The sequence below is a fragment of the Methylobacterium sp. Leaf465 genome, from assembly GCF_001424705.1.
GTDB lineage: Bacteria > Pseudomonadota > Alphaproteobacteria > Rhizobiales > Beijerinckiaceae > Methylobacterium.
Window position 1 is genome coordinate 166,107 of the sequence record NZ_LMRA01000048.1, and the last position, 21,981, is coordinate 188,087.

Genomic DNA, 21,981 nt, shown 5'->3' on the forward strand with positions numbered 1-21,981 from the left:
GTCAGAACCGCGAGCCGCCGGAGAACCGGAAGGCCTGGAGCTGATCCTTGCCGACGCGGCCGAGGTAGTTGCCGGTCGCATCGTAGGCCTTAACACCTTCATCCTTCGAGAGGGCGTAGGCGTAGTCGAAGCGGATCGGACCCAGCGGAGAGTTCCAGAGGATCGATGCGCCGACCGAGGAGCGGATCGTCATCTTGTCGCGCACGTTCACGCATTCGGGTTCGACGCCGATGGTGTTCTGGTTGAAGTTACAGGCGCCGCCCGGAGCGATACCGTTGATGAAGGCATCGCCGTTCACGTTGAACTGCGTCCGGCCGTTATAGCCGAACAGCGTACCGGCATCGGCGAACACCGCGCCCTTCAGGCCGAGATCGCGCGGCACGCCGGGAAGCGGGAACTGAACTTCGACCGTACCGCCGAAGTAGGTCGAGCCGCCGATGGCGTTCGAGCGGCTGTCGCTGATGCCGACGTCGCGCGGGCCGATGCCGTTGGGCGCGAAGCCGCGGACCAGCGACGGTCCGAGAAAGAACTGGTCGGTGATGCGCAGGGGCTGGTCGTTCAGCGCCGTGATGTGACCGCCCTGGAAGCGGACGAAGCCGACCACGTCCTCGTAGAGCTCCTTGTAGTACCGAGCGTCGCCGGTCACGCGGAAGAACTTCGAGTCGCCGCCTAGGCCCGCGACGTCGGGCTTCAGCTCGGCGTAGAGGCCGTTGCGGGGCGAGCCCAGGTTGTCGAGGGTCGAGTAGGCCAGCGTCAGGCCGGCGAGCGAGGTCAGCGTGCTGCCCTGCGAACCCTTAAGCGCGATCGAGGCTTCGCCGTCGAGGGCACAGTTCGGGTAGATCGCCTGACCACCGACGTTTCGCACCGGGTCACCCGGGTTCAGACCCGGAAGCGTCGCGTTCGCGGCGTAGGTCGCGGTGTAGCCCGAAATCGGGTTCGAACAGTCGTTGTACGGCCGCTTGACCGTGTTCGGGACCTTCAGCTCAGTGTTGTAGAGCGAGTAGCGCAGCGTGATGCCGAACTCTTCGGTGATCGGCAGGCCGACGCGGAGCTGGCCGCCATAGACCGTGGTCTCGTAGCGCGAGTAGCGGGTCTGGTCGCTGTACTTGTAGAAGGCGTCGAAGCCGGCGGCGAGGCGGTAGCCGAGGAAGTACGGCTCGGTGAACGAGAAGTCGAAGCCGCGCGAGTACTGGCCACCGGTACCGGCCACGCGGACGTACTGGCCGCGTCCGAGGAAGTTCGACTCCGAGATCGAGACCTCGCCGATGATGCCGTCCTGGGTGGAGTAGCCGCCCGCCACCGAGAACGAGCCCGTGGGCTGATCCTCGACGTCGATGTTGATGATCACGCGGTCGGCCGAGGAGCCCGGCTCGTTGGAGAAGCGCACCTTCTTGAAGAAGCCGAGGCCGTTCAGGCGCCGCTCGGCCCGGTCGGTCAGCACCCGGTTGTAGGCATCGCCCTCGGTGATATCGAGCTCGCGCCGGATGACGTAGTCGCGGGTGCGGGTGTTGCCGCGGATGTTGATGCGCTCGACGTAGACGCGCGGACCGTCCTCGACCACGAAGCCCAGGGCCACGGTGTGGGTGGCGCGGTCGCGCTGGCCGGTGGGACGTACCTGAGCGAAGGGGTATCCCTGGCGCCCGACCTGATTGGTCACGCCGTTGAGGGTCCGCTCCACGTCCTCGGCGTTGTAGACGTCGCCGACCTGGGCGCGGATCTCGCCGTCGAGGGTCTGGGTGTCGAGGCCCGGCAGGCGGGAATCGATCGCCACCGCGCCGACGCGGTACTGCTCGCCCTCATCGACGGTGACGGTGACGACCCAGCCGGCATCGCCCTCGCCCTCGACGTAGCGGGCATCGGCATTGACGACGCGGAAGTCGGCGTAGCCGTTCTTCAGGTAGTAGCGCCGGACGATGTCGAGGTCGTTGGTGATGCGATCCGGGTCGTAGACGTCGGACGTCTTGATGAAGCTGAGGAAGTTCATCTCCGAGGAGGACATCAGCTCGCGCAGCTTCGACGACGAGTAGGCGCTGTTGCCCACGAAGTTGATCGCCTTGATGCCGGTCTTGTCGCCTTCCTCGATCACGTAGATCACGTCGAGGCGGCCGTTCGGCAGGTCCACCGTCCGGTAGGTCACCTTCGCCGTCCCGCGGCCCGCGCGGCGGTAGACTTCCTTGATGCGCTGGATGTCGGCCTGGACCACGGCCTCGCTGAAGGCGCCGCGCGCCTTGGCCTCGACCTCGCCCTCGAGGGTGGCCTTCTCGATCTTCTTGTTGCCCTCGAACACCACCCGGTTGATCAGGTTGTTCTCGCGGACGCTGACGACGGTGCTGGCGCCGCTGCGGGAGACCTTCACGTCGGAGAACATGCCGCTCGCCAGCAGGTTGCGGCGGGCTTCCTCGGGCGAGCCGGAGGCGGTGCCGGTCACGTAGGACCGGATGGTGTCGGCATCGACACGCTTGTTACCCTGGACGACGATCTGCTGCGCCTGAGCGGTTCCACCGAGAACGAGGCCAGCGGCCGCCGCGGCGACTAGGACGATGGTCTGTTCCGCCGACTTACGCCGGCGCTTCCCCGTCATCGACATCATGTAATCGCCCGTCTCTTTATATCTTCAGCGCGAGTTTGCACCCGCAATCAGGCGTCCGTTTTCCGGGCGTCCTGACATCTGGTCCCAAGCTCAGCTTCTATCGGGATTCCGGCGTTAAGCAAACGCCGGGGGGTCCTGCACACTGGGGATTTTGGGGAGACGTGGCCTTCCGGTCACTTAACGCCCCGGCCCGATCGTCGAACAGGGTCAACAAACGGTTGCGCGCGAAACCCGGAGGTTCCGCGCGCGCGACGGATTGTGGTTAAGATCGAGGCGGTTGCGTGTCCCGTAGCGGGACCGGATCGCGAACGCCGAACGGTCGCGCCCAGGCGTGTTCAGGTTCCGCGTGCGCCCCAGGACGCGCCGAGGTTGAGGATGTCGTTCCAGGCGGCGAACAGCATGAGGAACAGCACGAGGGCGAGGCCGATGCGGAAACCGATCTCCTGGGCCCGCTCGCTCAGCGGCCGGCCGCGGACGGCCTCGAAGGCGTAGAACAGCAGGTGGCCCCCATCGAGCAGGGGCACGGGGAAGAGGTTGAGGAGGCCGATCGAGACCGAGAGCAGCGCGATCAGCCCGATCAGGCCCCCGAGGCCGCCGCTCTGGGCCACGGCACCCGACACGCGAGCGATCCCGATCGGTCCGGAGAGCTGATCGGGGGATTCCCGGCCGGTGACCAGCTTGCCGATGTAGTCGATCGTCCGGTCGACCACGAAGTAGGTCTCGTAGGTCCCGAGGCCGAGGGACTGGACCGGGCCGTAATGCACGAGCTTCGCCTCGCTCGCCTTCGGACCCTGGATCCCGAGCCGGCCGAAGCGGTGACGACCGAACGGCGTCACATCCTCCTTGCGCTCGGGCACGGCCACGAGCTCGCGGGTCTCGCCGCCGCGCTCGACCGTGAAGGTCAGGCTGGAGCCGGCCGCCCCCGAGACCGTCCGCTGCATGTCGGTGAAGCTGTTGACCCGCGATCCGCCGATGGCGCGGATCACGTCGCCGGGCTCGAAGCCGGCCCGGGCGGCGGCGCTGTCGGGCATCACGGCCTCGACGCGGGCCGGCGTCTCGTAACGCCCTCCGAAATAGATGGCGCCGGAGAACAGCGCGATGGCGAGGATGAAGTTGGCGATCGGTCCCGCGGCCACGATGGCGGCGCGCTTCGGCAGGGGCTGCGTCGGGAAGCTGGTGGCCCGCTCCTGTGGGGACATGCGGGCCAGGGCCTCGGGATCCGGAACGCTGGCGCCGTTGGCGTCGCCGTGGAACTTCACGTAGCCGCCGAGGGGGATCGCCGAGAGCTTCCAGCGCGTCCCATGCCGGTCGTTGAAGCCGAACAGTTCCGGTCCGAAGCCGAGGGAGAAGGCGTGAACGCCGACCCCGCACCAACGCCCCACCAGGAAATGTCCCATCTCGTGCACGAACACGACGATGCTCAGCACGATCAGGAAGGGGATCACGGCGCCGAAGAAGCCGCTCGCCGTGCCGCCCATGGCGTTCAGAAAGTCCATTGGTCGATCCTCTCGGCCTCCCCCGGGGCCGTCGCTCCGCTGTAGCAGATCGGATGCGTCGAACGCGAACGCAAACCTTTTGGCCGGGGTTTGCGGTCGCAGGGGCGCATCGCGCGGCGCTGTCCCCGCATTCCCGGGGTCAGGGTAAAGAACCGCGCCGGCTTCGGATGCGCGCTCGACGTCCTCAGTGCCCGCCGCCGCCGGCCGCCGCACGGGGCCGCCGGATGAAGGGCACGGCGCAGGCCATGGCCACGAACAGGACGGTCAGAACCAGGAAGACGTCGGTGAATCCCATCACCAGACCTTGGACCCGCACGGTGTTCATCATGGCCTTCAGCGCCATCGCGTCGGCATCGCCGCCGAGCATCTCGAACTGCCGGCGGGTCATGTCGAGGCGCTCCAGCACGGCGGTGTTGGTCCAGGTGAAGCGCTCGTGCAGGCGGGCGAGGTGAAGGTCCCAGCGGTCGTTCAGGATGGTGTTGATCAGCGCGAGCCCGACGGCCCCGCCGAGGTTGCGGGTGAGGTTGTAGAGGCCCGAGGCATTCTTCATGCGCGCCGGCGGCAGGGTGCCGAGGGCGATGTTGTTGATCGGGATCATGCACAGCATCAGCGAACAGCCCCGCAGGATCTGCGGCACCAGGAGTTCCCAGAAGTCCCAGTCCTTGGTCAGGCCCGTGACCATCCAGGTGCCGGTGGCGAACCCGAGGAAGCCGAGCGCCATCATCAGGCGCGGGCCGACCTTGCCCGAGAAGCGCCCGGCGATCGGCGCGGTGGCGAACATGCAGAGGCCCGAGACGAACATCGTCTCGCCGATCTGGAGCGCCGAGTAACCGCGCACGCGCCCGAGATAGACCGGGTAGAGGTAGGTCAGGCCGTAGAGGCCGATGCCCAGGACGAAGCTGAAGAGGCAGCCGGCCGTGAAGTTGCGGTCGGAGAAGGCGCGCAGGTCGACGATGGGCTCGGCGGCCGTGAAGGCCCGCCAGAAGAAGGCGGGTCCGGCGGTCAGGCACACCACCGCGCAGGCGAAGACCGCCTCGTCGGCGAGCCAATCATGGTTCGGACCTTCTTCCAGCACGTATTCGAGGCAGCCGAGCATCAGCGCCATGAACACGAGGCCGAACCAGTCGAAGCGCTTGAACAGGGCCAGGTTCGGCTCGTCGAAATCGACCAGCAGGTAGGTCGACACCGTCACGAAGATCCCCGGCACGACGTTGACGAGGAACAGCCAGTGCCAGTCGAACAGGTCGGTGAGGTAACCGCCCACCGTCGGCCCGATGGTGGGCGCGAGCGTCGCCACGAGGCCGATCATCGGCGAGACGATGGAGCGCTTCGAGGGCGGGAAGATCGTGAAGGCGGAGGCGAAGACCGTGGGGATCATACCGCCGCCGATGAAGCCCTGCGCGGCCCGCCAGACGATCATCTCGTCGATCGAGGTGGAGGTGGCGCACATCAGGCTCATCAGCGTGAAGCCGCCGGCCGAGATCACGAACATCCAGCGCGTCGAGACGACCCGCGACAGGAAGCCGGAGAGCGGGATCGAGATCACCTCGGCGATGAGGTAGCTGGTCTGGACCCAGGGGATCTCGTCGCCCGAGGCCGACAGGCCGGCCTGGATCTCGGCGAGCGACGCCGAGACGATCTGGATGTCCAGGATCGCCATGAACATCCCGAACACCATGCAGACGAACGCCACCATCCGGCGACGGTCGAGCGGCGGTTCGGCGGCCGGTGCGGCCGGTCCCAGGGTGGCGGTCGCGGCCATCGCTGGCGCCTAGTGCCGGGCGGCCGTGCGGAGGCGATCGTCTCCGGCCGCGGTCTCGGCGTTCTCGCGGGTGTCCACCCGGACGGTCACGGACAGGCCGGGCCGCAGGAGGCCGGCGCGGGCGACGTCCGCCGGTACGTGGACCCGCACCGGCAGGCGCTGGACGATCTTGGTGAAGTTGCCGGTGGCGTTGTCGGGGGGCAGCAGGCTGAAGACCGAGCCGGAGGCGGGGGAGAGTGACTCGACCTCGCCGACGATGTCGCGATCCGGATAGGCATCCACCGCGATGTGCACGCGCTGGCCCGGATGCATGCGCTCGACCTGGGTCTCCTTGAAGTTCGCGTCGATGCGGACGCTCTCCAGGGGAACCAGGGCGGCGATGCGCGAGCCCGGGGAGACATAGGCGCCGGCCTCCGCGGCCTTGTTGCCGATCACGCCGTCGAAGGGCGCCCGGATCGTCGTGAAGTCCAGATCGCGCGCGGCCCGTGCCTCGGCGGTGCGCAATTCGGCGGCGAGGCCCTCCGCCTCCTTGCCCTGCGCGCGCAGCACCTCGACATTGGCGCGCATGGCCACCAGGGCGGCCTCGGCCCCCTTCACGGCGGCGTCCGTCCGGTCGCGGTCGGCCCGCGCCTGCTCGATCCGCGCCTTGGCGACGAAGTCGACCTTCTCGAGCTGCTGCTGGCGGGCGTAATCGGCCGTGGCGCGGACCGCATCAGCCCGGTTGGCATCGATCTGGGCCGAGGCCTGCAGCATCTGCGCCTGCGCCGCCTCGACCTGCCGGGCGATCCGGGCGATGGCCGCCTGCTGGGTGACGAGCTTGTCGTGGGCGGCCTGCGCGGCGAGGCGGTAATCGCCGTCGTCGATCCGGGCGATGACGTCGCCCCTGTGCATCATCTGCCCGTTCACGACCGGAACCGCCGCGAGATAACCCGGGATCTTGGCGGCCAGGACCGAGATGTCGGCCTGGACATAGGCGTCGTCGGTGCTGACGAAGAACCGTCCGACGGTCCACCAGGCCTGCGCCTTGTAGGCCCCCCCGCCGAGGGCGGCGAGGAGCAGCGTCGCCAGAACGACGGTGCGCGTCCGCCGGGGCTTGACGCGGGCTTCGCCCGTCGACGGCGCGATGACCGCCGGCGTCATCGGCTGGGCCGGCGCGGCGGCCGGTGACGCCGAGACGGTCCGCGTCTCGACGGCGTCGGCTCGGATGGCGTCGCCTTGGGCCGGCTCGGCCCGAAACCCGTCGTCCTGGCGCAAGCTCATGGCATCGATCTCATGGCTTCGATCCGGTTCTTCGAGAGAATTGACCGAACCGTTCGGTCATTTTCGGGGCTGCGAACGCTGGCGCGACCCAGAGCCTCGGGATATTGTGACCGAACCGTTCGGTCAATGAGGATCAGGGCCATGGCGACCGCACAGGCCCCGCGCGATGCGCGGGAGCGCACATCGGGGGAGACCGACAAGCGTCGCCAGATCCTCGACGGGGCGCGCGCGGTCTTCATGGCATCGGGCTTCGACGGGGCGAGCATGGGCGAGATCGCCAAGGCGGCGGGCGTCTCGAAGGGGACCCTCTACGTCTACTTCGACAGCAAGGAGGCGCTGTTCGAAGATCTGGCGCTCGCCGAGAAGCGGGGTCTTGCGGAGGTGCTGTTCCGGCTCGATGCGGACGATCCCGACGTGCGGGGCGTTCTCACCCGTCTCGGCCGCAGCTACCTTGCCGAGATGATCCGGCCGGAGCACGTCACGGTGATTCGGATGGTCATCGGCGCCTGCGAGAAGTTCCCGCGCCTGGGCCAGGCCTATTTCGAGGCCGGGCCGGTGCAGGGCACGACGCGCCTGGCCGCCTATCTCGATGCGCAGGTCGCGGCGGGGCGCCTGCGCCCGGCCGGTACGAATCTCGCCGCGCGCCAGTTCCTGCAGATCTGCCAGGCCGGCCTCCTGACGCGCCTCCTCTTCAACGCCGGCGACGGCGTCTCCGAGGCGGAGATCGAGCACAACGTCAGCGAGGCCGTGCGCGTGTTCCTGGCGGGCTACGGTCCCGAGGCCTGAGCCCGGGCTCAGGCCGCCGCGACGGCCTGGCTGCTCCAGCGGCGCACCTCGGCATCGATGGCCAGGGCCTCGTCGACATCCTCGGGCGCGGTCCGGTACTGGCCGGCGAAGTGCGCGCAGGCGCGCTCGACCAGGTCGGCGATGCCGTAGAAGCCGATCGCGCCCTTGATGAAGGCCGCGACCGCGATCTCGTTGGCCGCGTTCATCACGGTGGGCGCGGCGCCCCCGGCGGCGAGCGCCGCCCGGGCGATCGCCAAGCAGGGGAAGCGCGCCTCGTCGGCGGCCTCGAAGGTCAGGCTGCCAGCGGCGGCGAGATCGAGATGGCGGCCGCGGGCGATCGTCAGGCGCTCGCCGAGACCGAGGCAATGGGCGATCGGCACCCGCATGTCCGGCATGGCGAGGCCCGCGGTCACCGCGCCGTCGCGCCAGTAGACGAGGCCGTGCACGATCGATTGCGGATGGACGATGACATCGAGGCGCTCGGGTTCGAGGGCGAACAGGTGGTGCGCCTCGATCAGCTCCAGCCCCTTGTTCATCAGGGAGGCCGAATCGATGTTGATCTTCATGCCCATCGACCAGGTCGGGTGGGCCGCCGCTTCCGTGGGCGACGCGGCGGCGATGCGCTCGCGCGTCCAGGTCCGGAACGGACCGCCCGAGGCGGTGATGGTCATCTTCGCCACGTCGTCGAGGCGGCCGTCGCCCAGGGCCTGCGCGAGGGCGTTGTGCTCGGAATCGACCGGCAGCAGGGTGGCGCCGTAGCGCTTGGCGTCGCGCATGAAGGCATCGCCAGCGCAGACCAGGCTCTCCTTGTTGGCGAGGGCGACGGTGCGCCCGAGCTTCAGCGCCGCGTGCGTCGGGCGCAGACCGGCGGCCCCGCTCACGGCCGCCACCACGATGTCGGCATCCCGGGCAACCGCCTCGAGGACGGCGCCCTCACCGGCCCCGTTCGGGATGCCGGTATGGGCCAGGGCGTCGCGCAGGGCCGGACCGGCGGACGCGTCGGCCAGGGCCACGAAATCGGGCTGCAGGTTGCCGGCGAGCCGGGCGATGGCCTCGACGTCGCGCCCCGCCACGAGACCGCCGATGCGGAAGCGGTCGGGATGCTGAAGCAGCAGGTCGACGGTCGATTGGCCGATGGAGCCGGTGGCGCCGAGAATGGTGACGGTCAGCAACGGAAGGGTCCTTCAGGCCGCCGCGAGGCGGCGGGCGATGAGATAGAGGCCGACCAGGACGGCCACGGCGAAGAAGCCGTCGAGGCGATCCATGACGCCGCCATGGCCGGGAATGGAACGGCCCGAATCCTTCACGCCGTAGCGGCGCTTGAGGGCGGATTCCACGAGATCCCCGCCCTGGCTCAGGATGGAGGCGGTGGCGCTGACGAGGGCGACGAGGGCGAGCGAGGTGGTCGCGAGGTCGCTCCAGCCATGGTCGCGCGCGACCATCACCAGGGCGACACCAGCCAACGTGCCCGCCGCGAGGCCGCCGAGCGCCCCGGACCAGGTCTTCTTCGGGCTGACCTTCGGCATCAGCTTCGGGCCGCCGAAAGTCCGGCCAGTGAAGTAAGCGATGATGTCGGTGGACCAGACCACGGCGAACATCCAGGCCGGTCCCAGGAGGCCGATGGCCGGATCGTCGCGCAGGGCGGTGGGAACCAAGGCGATCACCGCCGAGCTGGCCAGGCCCGCGAGGGCCCGCCCCCGTCCCGCTCCGCCGCGGGCCACGGCCGCCACGAGGACCGCCCCGACGGCGCCGACCCCGAGGGCGATCCCGAGCGGCGCGTCGCCGTGCAGGCAGAGGACGAGGCCGAACAGCGTCGCGGCAGTCAGCGCCAGGACGAGACGCCGGGGCACGACCGCGCTCATGCCGATCCACTCGGCCGCGAAGACGATCCCGGCGGCGAGCCAGATCACCGCGAAGGGCCAGCCGCCGAGGACGAGGGCGGAGAGCACGATCGCGCCGAGCAGGATGGCCGACACCAGGCGGGTGTGGAACTCGCGGCTGGCGAGGAGGCCGCGCTGCGAGGCGGGTGCCGCCTCTCCGGGTGCCATGATCAGCCGGCCTTGCCGCTGAGGCCGCCGAAGCGACGGTCGCGGCGGTGATACTCGTCGACGGCGGCGCGGAAGGCGGCATGGTCGAAATCCGGCCAGAACTCCGGCACGATCACGTATTCCGCATAGGCCGTCTGCCAGGTCAGGAAGTTCGACAGGCGCTGCTCGCCGGAGGTGCGGATCACGAGATCCGGGTCCGGGATGCCCGTGGTGTCGAGGGCGCCCGTGAGTACGTCGAGATCGATGGCATCGGGTGCGAGCCGTCCCGCCGCCACGTCCCGGGCCAGGCTGCGGACCGCCCGCAGGATTTCCTGCCGGCCGCCGTAGTTGAACGCCACGATGAGGGTCAGGCCCGTATTGGCCCGGGTGCGCTGCTCGGCCTCGTCGAGCAATCCGGCGATGTCCGCCGGCAGGCCTTCGCGCTCGCCGATGATGCGGATGCGCACGTTGTTGCCGTGGAGATCCGCCAGGTCGCGGCGGACGAAGAGCTTCATCAGACCCATGAGGTCCGCGACCTCGGCAGGCGGCCGCCGCCAGTTCTCGGAGGAGAAGCTGTAGATCGTCAGGTAGCGCACGCCGAGTTCGATGGCGGAGCGCACGGCGCGCCGGACCGCCTCGACGCCACGCCGATGCCCCTCGACCCGTGGCAGGCCGCGATCGGCGGCCCAGCGGCCGTTCCCGTCCATGATGATGGCGACGTGCGTCGGGGGCGCCGCCAGGGCAGGCAGGGGCGCGCCCGGATACACCGCCGCAGCGGTCTCCGCCGCGCCCAGCGCGACGTCCGTGCCGTGCACCCGCGCCGTCTCGATCTGACGCGCGCCTTCTGAGCGACCCAACGCGCTTCTCCCCCAACCGTCTCTCGTGCCGATCACACGTGGCCCCGATCCCGATCCGGGATCCTAGACCTGCATGATCTCCTTCTCCTTGGCGGCGAGCACGCCGTCGATCTCGGCGATGAACTGGTCGGTGGCCTTCTGGACCTCGCCGGCCTGACGCTTCTCGTCATCCTCGCTGATCGCGCCGTCCTTCTCCAGCTTCTTGAGATGGTCCAGACCGTCCCGGCGGACGTGGCGGACGGCGACGCGCGCTTCCTCGGTGTACTTGTGCGCGACCTTGACCATCTCCTTGCGGCGCTGCTCGTTCATCTCGGGCACGCGCAGGCGGATGGTCTGGCCCTCGGTCTGCGGGTTCATGCCGAGGTCGGATTCCCGGATCGCCTTCTCGACGGCGGCGATCATGCCGCGGTCCCAGACCGAGATGCTGAGAAGACGGGGCTCGGGCACGCTCACCGTCGCCACCTGCGCCATGGGCATCATCGCCCCGTAGGCATCGACCTGGATCGGATCGAGGATGCTCGGGGTCGCGCGGCCGGTCCGGAGCGATCCGAGATCCCCCTTCAGCGACGTCACGGCGCCCTGCATGCGACGCTTGAGGTCATTCAGGTCGAATTCTGGAATGGCTGCCATGCTGGACTATCCCGACGCGAACTTGAGGGAATGGGTCGGGCCGCCGGGGCCCGTTCGTGGGCCTCAATGAACCAAAATCCAGTGGGTCGCAAATGGCGTTCGTGTCGTTGGGGCAGGAAACGCCCGGGCCGGGCGGGCGCGCTGCGGGCCCGAGCCTTCCCAGCCTCCACTGCAGCCGGTCCGAAGCGCGGCACGCCCTGGCTTCCCCCGACATCGGCGCGGGCGCGCAGGCGGGCAGACGCGGGCCGCGGACAGCGGGATCGGATCGAATCGCCGCAGCGGATGGAGAGTCTCACGGGCGTGCGGCGCGACCGGCATCCCCGACCCTACGCCCGGGGACGTCGCACGGCTCGATCGGCGCCCGACCGCCGTGGCGGCGATGCGCCGCAAGACGCTTGCGCCGCGCCGGCGACCTGAGCTCCTCCGGGGCTTCAAGAGATCGCCGGCCGCCCGACCCGGCGACAGGCTCGCGAACCCCTGATCAAGATCGGGCGCCACAGCCGGAAGGACATCGGCGACGTCCGCAGGCGTCGCCCACCGAAAGGCCGCGACCGCAGTGATGCCTAGGGGACGACCTGGGTCGCCGGGGCACCGCCCGTGAGGATCGCCAGGATCGAGCTCGGCGCATGGACGGACCCGACGACGATCGACAGGCGGCTCTCGCGGGCGAGCGCGAAGGCGGCGGTGTCCATCACCTTGAGGTCGCGGGCGATGGCCTCGTCATGGGTCAGCCGGTCGTAGCGCGTGGCGGTGGGGTCGCGGTTCGGATCGGCCGAATAGACGCCGTCCACCTGCGTGGCCTTCAGCACCGCGTCGCAGCGCAGCTCGGCCGCCCGCAGGACGGCGGCGGTGTCGGTGGTGAAGAACGGGTTTCCGGTGCCGCCCGCGAGGACGACCACCTGGCCCTTGTCGAGGTGGTGCAGGGCCGGTTGGCGCGCATAGGTCTCGCAGATGGTCGGCATCGAGACCGCCGACATCGTACGCGCCGGGACGCCTGCAGCGTTCAGAGCCGTTTCCAGCGCCAGGGAGTTCATCACGGTCGCCATCATCCCGAGGGAATCGCCGGTGGCCCGGTCGATCCAGCCCGCCGCCGAGATGCGGGCACCGCGGATCATGTTGCCGCCGCCGACCACCAGGGCGATCTGCACGCCGGCCTCGCGGGTGCGGGCGATGTCGTCGGCGATGCCCGCCAGGGTCGGGGGATGCAGCCAGTACCCGTCCGGTGCGGCCAGCGCCTCGCCGGAGAGTTTCACGAGGACGCGGCGAAACGGTGTGGTCTCCGGCATCGAGCCAGTCCCCTCTAACCCGGCCTGGATCAGGTCGGGGAGCCAATCGGAAGCGGAGGGGTGTCTAGCCCAAGGGAGGCCGGAACGTCGAGGGGCGGCGGCATTCCTGCCGCCGCCCCTTGGACGATTCCCTGGTTTCCGCGGGGCCTTACCCGGGACGGTCCGGCTCAGCCGCGGGCGGCGGCGGCCACCTCGGAGGCGAAATCGGGCGCCTCCTCCTTCTCGATACCCTCGCCGAGGGCGTAGCGCACGAAGGCGGCGAGCTTGACCGGCGCGCCGGCCTTGCCCTCGGCCTCCTTCAGCACCTGGGAGATGGTCTTGGAGCCGTCATGCACGAAGGGCTGCTCCAGGAGGGTGACCTCCTTGTAGTAGCTCTTCAAACCGCTCTCGACGATCTTGGCGAGCACGTTCTCGGGCTTGCCGGCATTCTTCTCGCGCAGGATGTTGATCTCGCGGTCGAGGGTCGCCTGATCGACGCCGGCGGCGTCCAGCGCCACTGGGTTGGTGGCGGCGACGTGCATGGCGATCTGACGGCCGAGGGTGGATAGCACCTCGACGTCGCCCTCGGACTCGAGCGCGACGAGCACGCCGATCTTGCCGAGGCCCTCGACCACCTGGCCGTGGACGTAGGAGGCGATCACGCCCTTGGTCACGTCGAGCTTGGCGACGCGGCGCAGTGTCATGTTCTCGCCGATGGTGGCGATGAGGTTGGCGAGGCTCTCCTTGACCGTGGTCGCGGCGCCGGGGAACGTAGCGGCTTCGAGGCCGTCCAGCGTGCCGTCGGTGTTGAGCGCGAGCTTGGCGGCCTCGCGGGCGAAGGCCTGGAAGCTGTCGTTGCGTGCGACGAAGTCCGTCTCGGAGTTCACCTCGACGATCGCGGCGTGGTGGCCGGCGGACTCGACGGCGACCAGACCCTCGGCGGCCACGCGGCCGGCCTTCTTGGCGGCCTTGGCGAGGCCCTTCTTGCGCAGCCAGTCGACGGCGGCTTCGATGTCACCATCGGTCTCGTTGAGCGCGCCCTTGCAGTCCATCATGCCCGCGCCGGTCTTCTCGCGGAGCTCTTTCACCAGTGCGGCGGTGATGTTGGCCATGGCGGGTCCTTTCCGTGTCTTGTCGGATGCGAAACCTTCCCGCGGGAAGGCTTCTGAAGCGAACGGGTTCAGCGAAGCTGAGTCTTTTGAAGCGACTGAGCCCGGCGCTCTTGGAAAGCACCGGGCTTCAGGAAGCAGTGTCCGATCTGGCGACGGCGGCCCGATGACGGGCCGCCGCAGCGGGATCAGGCGGCAGCGGCAGCCTCGACGAAGCCGCGGGCCTGGTCGACCCAGCCGTCGCGACCGATGCGGCCGTTCAGCTTCAGGTCGGCATCGACCTTGGCGACGTCGTCGGCGCTCATGGAGGCCAGCTGCCAGTAGTGGTAGATGCCGGCTTCGTTGAGCTTCTGCACGATCTGCGGGCCGGCGCCGTGGAGCTTGGACAGGTCGTCGGGCGCGCCGCGGGGGGCCGAGAGCAGCTCGAAGTGCTCGGTGGACTCGACGAGGGCGGCGACGTCGGCCTGGTTGACCGAGCCCGACTCGACGGAGGTCGCGCCGTCGTCGTTCGCCGGCAGCTCCTCGGCGACCGGCTCCTCGGAGGCGCCGAGATCGATGCCCATCGAGCCCTGACCGCGCGAGATGCCGTCGATGGCGGCGCGGGCGATCAGGTCGCAGTACAGGGCGATGGCGCGGCCGGCGTCATCGTTGGCGGGAACGACGTAGGTGATGCCGTCCGGGTTGCAGTTGGTGTCGACGATGGCCGCCACCGGGATCCCGAGGCGCTGGGCCTCCTTGATCGCCAGCTGCTCCTTGTTGGTGTCGATCACGAACAGCAGGTCCGGCACGCCGCCCATGTCCTTAATGCCGCCGAGCGCCTTCTCGAGCTTGTCCTTCTCGCGGGCCAGCATCAGGCGCTCCTTCTTGGTGAGGCCCTGGGCCCCGCCGTCGAGGGTCTCGTCGACCTTGCGCAGGCGCTGGATCGAGCCCGAGATGGTCTTCCAGTTGGTCAGCATGCCGCCGAGCCAACGGGAGTTGACGTAGTACTGGGCCGAGCGCTTGGCCGCCTCGGCGATGGTGTCGGCCGCCTGGCGCTTGGTGCCGACGAACAGCACGCGGCCGCCCTTGGCGACGGTGTCGCTCACCGCCTGAAGGGCCTGGTGGAGGGCCGGCACGGTCTGGGCGAGATCAATGATGTGGATATTGTTGCGCGTCCCGAAAATGTAGGACTGCATCTTCGGGTTCCAGCGGTGGGCCTGGTGTCCGAAGTGGGCGCCGGCCTCGAGAAGCTGACGCATGGTGAAATCGACGGCCATGTCTTTTGTACTCTCCGGTTGGTACCGCCGCGGAGGAAGCGATCGCGCCCGAGGGACGACGACCACCGGAAACGCCTCATTCAGGCATGAGGCCGGCTCCGCGTGTGGAATGGGCGGGGCCTTAACAGAGCCCGGCCGCCGAGGCAAGGTTCGCCGGGGCGGTCGATCTCACCGGATCGACGCCGCGATCGCCTGCTGGATCGCCTGGATGTTGGCGCCGCGCTTGAGGGTCTTGCGGATCGGCTCGCCCCGGCCCGACACCCAGATCGCCAGTTCAGAATCGAGGTCGAAGCTGCCCGCCGTCTCCACCGAGAACGACGTGATCGCCCGGTAGGGCACGGTCAGGTACGAGACCTTCCGGCCGGTGAGGCCCTGCTTGTCCACCAGGATCAGGCGCCGGTCCGTGAACACGATGAGGTCGCGCAGGATCCGGAAGGCGACCTGCACCGGCTCGCCCTCGGTGAGGATGCCGGCCATCTGCTGGTTGACCTCCGCCGGCGAGAGATCGCTGCCGTGGCCGAGCAGTCCATCGAGAAAACCCATCGCGCGCCGTATCCCCCTGAAGCCTCGCCGCACCTATGTAGGGGCGCGTCCGCCGTTCCGTCAGGGCGCCACGCCCGTGCCCGGAGTCCGCCTCCATGTCCTTTCCTACCTCTCGGCCGAGCCGCCTCCGGCTCGGCGTCAACATCGACCACGTCGCGACCGTGCGGAACGCCCGCGGCGGCACGGCGCCCGATCCGATTCGCGCGGCCCGCGAGGCGGTCGCGGCGGGAGCGGATGGGATCACGGCGCATCTGCGCGAGGACCGGCGGCACATCCGCGACGCCGACATGGAGACGCTGGCGCGCATCCTGACGGTGCCGCTCAATTTCGAGATGGCGGCCACCGACGAGATGATCGCGATGGCGATCCGGCTGAAGCCGCATGCCGCCTGTCTGGTGCCGGAGAAGCGGGCGGAGCGCACCACCGAGGGCGGCCTCGACATCATCGGCGGCCATGACGCCCTGCAACCCCGCATCGCCCGCCTATCCGAGGCCGGCATCCGGGTCTCGCTCTTCGTCGAGCCGGACGAGGCAGTGATGGAGGCGGCCCGCCGGCTCGGGGCGCCGGTGGTCGAGCTCCATACCGGCAGCTACTGCGAGGCGGTGGCCGAGGGCGACGCCACGCGCACGGCGCACGAGCTCGACCGCATCGCCCGGGCGGCCACCTACGGGGCGGGACTCGGCCTGGAGGTCCATGCCGGTCACGGCCTGGCCCTCGACAGCGTCGGTCCGGTGGCGGCCCTGCCGGAGATTGCCGAGCTGAACATCGGCCACGCGCTCATCGGCGAAGCGATCTTCGTCGGCCTGCCCCAGGCGATCCGCGACCTGCGCGCTGCCATGGACGCGGCCCGGGCATGATTCTCGGCATCGGCTCCGACCTCTGCGACATCCGCCGGATCGAGAAATCGCTGGACCGTTACGGCGAGCGCTTCACCCATCGGGTCTTCACCGATGGCGAGCGCGCCAAATGCGATGCCCGCGCGGCGCGGGCCCCCTCCTATGCCCGCCGCTTCGCCGCTAAGGAGGCCTGCGCCAAGGCGCTGGGCACCGGCATCGCCCGGGGCGTCTTCTGGCGCGACATGGAGGTGGTGAACCTGCCCGGCGGCCGTCCGACCCTCCGCCTCACCGGGGCGGCCGCAGAGCACCTCGCCGCGATGGTCCCGGCCGGCCACGTGCCGAAGCTGCACATCACCCTCACGGACGACCCGCCCATGGCTCAGGCCTTCGTGATCATCGAGGCGGTGCCGGACAGCACGCCCGGGACTTAGCCGATAGCCCCCTGCGTTGCGGCGCCTTTCCGCATGGTCTATGCCGCCGGTCGACCGTCAACGACGGAAGCCGCCCGGAATCCGGGCGCGAGCGTCGGACCGGAGATGGCAGCCAGATGGAACGTGCCCGCGTGGACCAGCAGACGAAGCGTGACCTGAAGGCTGCTGACACCGGCACCTGGGCGAGCATCAAGGAGACGCTGAAGGTCGGCGGCCAAGCGCTGCTGATCGCGCTGGTGGTGCGCACGCTCCTGTTCCAGCCGTTCAACATCCCCTCGGGCTCCCTCGTTCCCACGCTTCTGATCGGCGATTACCTGTTCGTCTCAAAATATTCCTATGGCTATTCGAAGTACTCCCTGCCCTTGAGCGAGTACCTGCCCTTCACGGCCGATGGCCGGATCTGGGGCGCCGAGCCCAAGCGCGGCGACATCGCCGTGTTCAAGCTGCCCAAGGACAACGCCACCGACTACATCAAGCGCGTCATCGGCCTGCCCGGCGACAAGATCCAGATGAAGGCCGGGCTGCTCTACATCAACGACGTGCCGGTGAAGCGCGAGAAGATCGCGCCCTTCGAGACCACCGGGCCGTACGGCGAGCAGGCCAAGGCCGAGCAGTACCTCGAGACCCTGCCCAACGGCGTCACCCACCGGGTGATCGAGCGCGACGGCGACAACGGCTACTGGGACAACACCGAGCCCTACACCGTGCCGCAAGGCCGGTTCTTCATGATGGGCGACAACCGCGACAACTCGACGGATTCGCGCGATCTCGCCAATGTCGGCTTCGTGCCGTTCGAGAACTTCGTCGGCCGCGCGGAGATGATCTTCTTCTCCATCGACGAAGGCACGCCGGCATGGCAGATCTGGAACTGGCCGGCGAAGGTGCGCTGGAACCGGCTGTTCACGACCATCCACTAGGACGTTATCCATCGTGACCGAAGAGGCGCGTCCCTCCAGCCGGGCGCGGCGCGCGCCCCGTCCGAAGCCCGACCTCGCGGTGCTCGAGGCGCGGGTCGGCCACGTCTTCGCCGACCCGAAGCTGCTGGTCCAGGCCCTCACCCACGTGAGCAAGGCCGGCGGGAACGGCCGGCTCGGCAGCTACCAGCGCCTGGAATTCCTGGGCGATCGCGTCCTCGGCCTCGCCATCGGCGACCTCCTCTACGAGGCGTTTCCGCAGGCCGACGAGGGCGAGCTGTCGCGGCGTCTCGCCGGGCTCGTCCGGCGCGAGACCTGCGCCGCAGTTGCGACCACCTGGGACGTCGGCCCGCATCTCGCCCTCGGCCCCGGCGAGGTTCAGAGCGGCGGACGGCGCAACCAGACCATCCTGGCGGACGTGTGCGAGTCGATCCTCGGGGCGGTGTTCCTCGATGCCGGCTACGAGGTCGCCAAGGGCATCGTCAACGCGGCCTTCACCCCCGACACCGACACGGCGGCCCCCCGCGGCCGCGACGCAAAATCGGCCCTGCAGGAATGGGCCATGGCCCGGGCCCTGCCGATCCCGTTCTACGAAGTGGTCGAACGCTCGGGCCCCGACCACGCGCCGGTGTTCCAGATCGCCGTCCGCGTCGAGGGACTGGAGGCCGGCATCGGCATCGGCCCCTCGAAGCGCCTCGCCGAGCAGGAGGCCGCCCGCCTCGTGCTGGAGCGCGAGATCACCGGCCCCGTTCCCTCCCGAACCCAGGAGACGTCGGCGGACGTCGCTGAAGGACATGCCCCCGATGCCTGACGCCGATGTGCCCGACGACGATTTCGACGGCGACGACGACTTCGCCCCGCCGCCGCTGCAGCCGCTTCCCGCGGTGACGATGCCGGAGAACACCACCGCGGGGTTCGTCGCGTTGATCGGCATCCCCAATGCCGGCAAGTCGACGCTGCTGAACAGCCTCGTGGGCACCAAGGTTTCGATCGTCTCCCGCAAGGTGCAGACCACCCGCGCCCTGGTGCGCGGCATCGTCATGCACGACACCGCGCAGATCATCCTCGTCGACACGCCGGGGATCTTCGCCCCCAAGCGCCGCCTCGACCGCGCGATGGTGCATTCGGCCTGGAGCGGCGCCTCGGATGCCGATGCGGTCTGCCTGCTGATCGACGCCCGCAAGGGCGTGAGCGAGGAGGTCGACGCGATCCTGGCCAAGCTGCCGGACGTGAAGCGCCCCAAGGTGCTGATCTTGAACAAGATCGACCTGATCCCGCGCGACCGCCTGCTGGCCCTCGCGGCCTCCCTGAACGAGCGGATTCCGTTCCTGCACACCTTCATGGTCTCGGCCCTGAACGGCGACGGCATCGAAACGCTGAAGACGACGTTGGCCGGCATGATGCCGAAGAGCCCTTGGCTCTACCCGGAGGACCAGGTCTCGGACGCGCCGATCCGGATGCTCGCCGCCGAGATCACCCGCGAGAAGCTCTACGACCGCCTGCACGAGGAACTGCCCTACCGCTCCACCGTCGAGACGGACCAGTGGCAGGTGCGTCCCGATGGATCGGTCCGCATCGAGCAGACCATCTTCGTGGAGCGCGAGAGCCAGCGCTCCATCGTGCTCGGCAAGGGCGGCCAGACCATCAAGGCCATCGGCCAGGCGGCCCGCCACGAGATCGCGGAAGCGGCCGAGCAGACGGTGCACCTCTTCCTGCACGTGAAGGTGCGCGAGAACTGGGCGGACGATCCGGCGCGCTATCGGGAGATGGGTCTGGAGTTCCCGCGCGGCTGAGCATGAGCTATGAGAACGGGAGATCGACGCCGCGGCGATTCTTGTCGCGCGCTGGCCGAGCCTCCCGATTTCCTGTCACGCCCTGAGCCGTCGAGGCGCGCGCGCCGTCGCGCCGGATCCCGTCACGATGTCCACCATGCCTGTCTCGGAAGCCGTCTACGGCGCGCCGCCCCTGGAACTGGTGGAGGTGCCCCCGCACGCGGTCCAGGTCTCGCCACTGAGCCCCGGCGCGGCCCGCCTCGAGGATCTGGAGCCCGGGCGCCTGGAGCGGCTCGACATCCTGGCGCCGGCCGGGACGATCGAGCGGCGCTACGTGCTGGCACTCGGCCTCAAGGCCCTGCAGCCCGGCGGGCGTCTGACGGCGCTGGCCCCCAAGGATCGCGGCGGCAGCCGCCTCGCGAAGGAACTCGCCGGGTTCGGCTGCGCGGTTCAGGAGGAGGCGCGGCGCCACCACCGGATCTGCGTCGGCACGCGCCCGGAAGCGATCAGCGGTCTCGAGGACGCCCTCCACGAGGGCGGTCCGCGCCACATCGACAACCTCGCCCTCTGCACGCAGGCCGGGATCTTCTCCTACGACCGCCTCGATCCCGGCACGGCCCTGCTCCTCGCCCACCTGCCGCCCCTCGCCGGCGCCGGCGCCGATTTCGGCTGCGGCCTCGGCATCCTGGCCCGGGCCGTCCTCCATTCGCCGAAGGTGACGGCCCTGACGCTGATCGACCTCGACCGGCGCGCCATCGAGATGGCGACGCGCAACGTCGGCGATCCGCGCGCCACCCTGCGCTGGGCCGATATCCGCGCCGGCGGCCTCGGCCTGTCGCGGCTGGACTTCGTGGTGATGAACCCCCCCTTCCACGACGGCGGCGCCGAGGACCAGGCCCTCGGCCAGGCCTTCATCGCCCGGGCGGCGGAAGCCCTGCGCCCGGGGGGCAGCCTCTGGCTCACCGCCAACACCCACCTGCCCTACGAGGCGCCCCTGAAGGCGGCCTTCAAGAGCGTGACGCTGAAGGCCTCGGCCGGCGGCTACAAGATCTACGAGGCGCGCCGATGACGCGGCCGGCCAAGATCGCGCAGCTGCGCCTCGACCGCCTGCTCGCCAATATGGGCTACGGCTCGCGGCGGGAGATCGCGCTCCTCACCCGCGCCGGCCTCGTGGTCCTCGACGGCTCGCCCCTGCGCGACGCGGATCAGCGCATCCCGGTGACGCCGGACCTTGCCCAGCGGATGACCGTCGACGGCGCCGCCCTCGACCCGCCGCCGGGCCTGACCCTGATGCTGCACAAGCCCCTCGGCGTGACCTGCTCGCACAAGGAGGCGGGCCCCCTCGTCTACGGTCTCCTGCCCGATCGCTGGCGCCGGCGCGACCCCGCCCTCTCCACGGTCGGCCGCCTGGACAAGGAGACCTCCGGCCTCCTGCTCCTCACCGATGACGGCGCCCTCCTGCATCGGATCATCGCGCCGAAGGCCAACGTGGCCAAGCGCTACCGCGTCGCCCTGGATCGTCCGCTGAAGGGCGACGAGGGCACGGTCCTCGCCTCCGGCACGCTGATGCTGGAAGGCGAGGAGAAGCCGCTCCTGCCGGTCGGGTTCGAGGCCAAGGGCGAGACCGGCGCCGTGGTGACCCTGCACGAGGGGCGCTATCATCAGGTCCGGCGCATGTTCGCCGCTCTGGGCAACCACGTCACCGCCCTTCACCGCGACCGCGTCGGAGGCCTCGGCCTGCCGGACGACCTCGCGCCAGGCGAATACCGCGTCCTCGGCCCGGCGGAGATCGCCGCGATCTTCGCGGGCGAGGCGCCCTGACCGGTCCGGAACCGGACCCGGCGCGACCTGTTGGATCGGCGAACGCCAACCCGACGGGTGATCCGCAATGAACCGGTTCTCGACGCTCCTCCTCGCCCTCGCCCTCAGCACCGGCCCGGCGAGCCTCGCCCTGGCCGACACGCCGGGCGCCGACTGGATGCCGGCCGATCAGGTCAAGCAGAAGCTGATGGCCGCGGGCTACACCAGCATCACCGAATTCGAGGCCGATGACGGCCACTGGGAGGGCGAGGGCGTGAAGAACGGCGTCAAGATGCAGTTCCACGCCGACCCGAAGACCGGCGCGATCCTCTCGGAGAAGCCGGACAAGTAAGCCGGTCCCGATCGGTCGATCGGTCGCGAACGCCGCGATCGGCCTTCCGACCCGGCCCGCCGCGTCGCGGACTCATCCCGGCCCGCCCGCGTTGCGGGGTCGACCCGCCGGCCCGGGTGACGATCCGTTCGAAGCGGATCAGGCTCCGGGCGGCGGCTCGGACAGCCCCCCGCGTCCGCCCCCGCTTGCCAATCCCGACCGACTCGTTTATCCGCCACCCCTCGCGTTCGCTCCGGCTGGGGGCTGAACGGACGGTGTCGATTCTTTCGGCACAGGGTGAAGCCTCGTGAAGGGC

The 21,981-nt window shown here is 69.6% G+C and carries 21 protein-coding genes; 9 read left to right on the top strand and 12 right to left on the bottom strand.

Translation table 11 applies throughout. The features are described 5' to 3' along the window. Position 1: 1 nt before the first annotated feature. The 4 genes from bamA to ASG51_RS22700 all read right to left on the bottom strand — a co-directional run bounded on the left by bamA (position 2) and on the right by ASG51_RS22700 (position 6,988). Complete coding sequence (gene bamA, locus ASG51_RS22685) at positions 2-2,590, bottom strand: outer membrane protein assembly factor BamA (RefSeq protein WP_056219042.1); 2,589 nt, start codon at positions 2,588-2,590, stop codon at positions 2-4. A 335-nt stretch (positions 2,591-2,925) separates the two neighbouring features. After that, positions 2,926-4,086: an RIP metalloprotease RseP gene (rseP, locus tag ASG51_RS22690; RefSeq protein ID WP_056273249.1), complete on the bottom strand. Its 1,161-nt coding sequence runs from the start codon at positions 4,084-4,086 to the stop codon at positions 2,926-2,928. A gap of 184 nt (positions 4,087-4,270) precedes the next feature. Next, the gene (locus tag ASG51_RS22695; protein ID WP_056383191.1) at positions 4,271-5,848 is read right to left on the bottom strand and encodes a DHA2 family efflux MFS transporter permease subunit; all 1,578 of its coding nucleotides are present in this window, start codon (positions 5,846-5,848) and stop codon (positions 4,271-4,273) included. Between the two features lie 9 nt (positions 5,849-5,857). Beyond that, the gene (locus ASG51_RS22700) at positions 5,858-6,988 is read right to left on the bottom strand and encodes an HlyD family secretion protein (protein ID WP_156653191.1); all 1,131 of its coding nucleotides are present in this window, start codon (positions 6,986-6,988) and stop codon (positions 5,858-5,860) included. Between the two features lie 261 nt (positions 6,989-7,249). On the opposite strand from ASG51_RS22700, the gene ASG51_RS22705 reads away from it, so the two are divergent. After that, positions 7,250-7,894 carry a TetR/AcrR family transcriptional regulator gene (locus ASG51_RS22705; protein ID WP_056383196.1) on the top strand — a complete coding sequence of 215 codons (645 nt, stop codon included), beginning with the start codon at positions 7,250-7,252 and terminating at the stop codon, positions 7,892-7,894. Positions 7,895-7,902: 8 nt separating this feature from the next. On the opposite strand, the gene dxr is transcribed toward ASG51_RS22705, so the two are convergent. The 8 genes from dxr to ASG51_RS22745 all read right to left on the bottom strand — a co-directional run bounded on the left by dxr (position 7,903) and on the right by ASG51_RS22745 (position 15,581). Continuing rightward, positions 7,903-9,066 (bottom strand): 1-deoxy-D-xylulose-5-phosphate reductoisomerase, encoded by a 1,164-nt coding sequence (dxr, locus tag ASG51_RS22710; protein WP_056219027.1) that lies wholly within the window; start codon positions 9,064-9,066, stop codon positions 7,903-7,905. 12 nt (positions 9,067-9,078) lie between these two features. Next, on the bottom strand, positions 9,079-9,942 hold the full coding sequence (locus ASG51_RS22715) for a phosphatidate cytidylyltransferase (RefSeq protein ID WP_056383198.1): 864 nt from the start codon (positions 9,940-9,942) through the stop codon (positions 9,079-9,081). Positions 9,943-9,944: 2 nt separating this feature from the next. Then, positions 9,945-10,688 carry an isoprenyl transferase gene (locus tag ASG51_RS22720; RefSeq protein WP_056219506.1) on the bottom strand — a complete coding sequence of 248 codons (744 nt, stop codon included), beginning with the start codon at positions 10,686-10,688 and terminating at the stop codon, positions 9,945-9,947. Positions 10,689-10,841: 153 nt separating this feature from the next. After that, entirely contained in the window at positions 10,842-11,408 is a 567-nt protein-coding gene (gene frr / locus ASG51_RS22725) for a ribosome recycling factor (protein ID WP_056219022.1), read from the bottom strand. A gap of 563 nt (positions 11,409-11,971) precedes the next feature. Beyond that, on the bottom strand, positions 11,972-12,694 hold the full coding sequence (gene pyrH / locus ASG51_RS22730) for a UMP kinase (RefSeq protein WP_056219019.1): 723 nt from the start codon (positions 12,692-12,694) through the stop codon (positions 11,972-11,974). 167 nt (positions 12,695-12,861) lie between these two features. Beyond that, positions 12,862-13,785, bottom strand: coding sequence for a translation elongation factor Ts (gene tsf, locus ASG51_RS22735; protein WP_056273267.1), 924 nt, complete (start codon positions 13,783-13,785; stop codon positions 12,862-12,864). A 185-nt stretch (positions 13,786-13,970) separates the two neighbouring features. Continuing rightward, a complete protein-coding gene (locus ASG51_RS22740; protein ID WP_056219011.1) occupies positions 13,971-15,038 on the bottom strand; it encodes a 30S ribosomal protein S2 in 1,068 nt (355 codons plus the stop codon). A gap of 168 nt (positions 15,039-15,206) precedes the next feature. After that, the gene (locus ASG51_RS22745; RefSeq protein ID WP_056383201.1) at positions 15,207-15,581 is read right to left on the bottom strand and encodes a PH domain-containing protein; all 375 of its coding nucleotides are present in this window, start codon (positions 15,579-15,581) and stop codon (positions 15,207-15,209) included. 95 nt (positions 15,582-15,676) lie between these two features. On the opposite strand from ASG51_RS22745, the gene ASG51_RS22750 reads away from it, so the two are divergent. From ASG51_RS22750 to ASG51_RS22785, 8 genes are all read left to right on the top strand, one after another. After that, positions 15,677-16,438, top strand: a complete 762-nt coding sequence (locus tag ASG51_RS22750) for a pyridoxine 5'-phosphate synthase (protein WP_056383203.1) — start codon at positions 15,677-15,679, stop codon at positions 16,436-16,438. Further along, on the top strand, positions 16,435-16,848 hold the full coding sequence (acpS, locus tag ASG51_RS22755) for a holo-ACP synthase (RefSeq protein WP_056353278.1): 414 nt from the start codon (positions 16,435-16,437) through the stop codon (positions 16,846-16,848). The genes ASG51_RS22750 and acpS overlap by 4 nt, the downstream gene beginning before the upstream one ends. Before the next feature lie 116 nt (positions 16,849-16,964). After that, positions 16,965-17,765 carry a signal peptidase I gene (lepB, locus tag ASG51_RS22760; RefSeq protein WP_056218999.1) on the top strand — a complete coding sequence of 267 codons (801 nt, stop codon included), beginning with the start codon at positions 16,965-16,967 and terminating at the stop codon, positions 17,763-17,765. 13 nt (positions 17,766-17,778) lie between these two features. Further along, entirely contained in the window at positions 17,779-18,573 is a 795-nt protein-coding gene (gene rnc, locus ASG51_RS22765) for a ribonuclease III (protein WP_056383205.1), read from the top strand. A gap of 79 nt (positions 18,574-18,652) precedes the next feature. Further along, entirely contained in the window at positions 18,653-19,555 is a 903-nt protein-coding gene (gene era, locus ASG51_RS22770; protein ID WP_156389836.1) for a GTPase Era, read from the top strand. Positions 19,556-19,682: 127 nt separating this feature from the next. Further along, positions 19,683-20,603, top strand: a complete 921-nt coding sequence (locus ASG51_RS22775; protein ID WP_156389830.1) for a methyltransferase — start codon at positions 19,683-19,685, stop codon at positions 20,601-20,603. Positions 20,604-20,617: 14 nt separating this feature from the next. Further along, entirely contained in the window at positions 20,618-21,355 is a 738-nt protein-coding gene (locus ASG51_RS22780; RefSeq protein ID WP_156389837.1) for a pseudouridine synthase, read from the top strand. Between the two features lie 67 nt (positions 21,356-21,422). Further along, positions 21,423-21,686, top strand: a complete 264-nt coding sequence (locus tag ASG51_RS22785) for a PepSY domain-containing protein (protein WP_056273282.1) — start codon at positions 21,423-21,425, stop codon at positions 21,684-21,686. Positions 21,687-21,981: the final 295 nt, after the last annotated feature.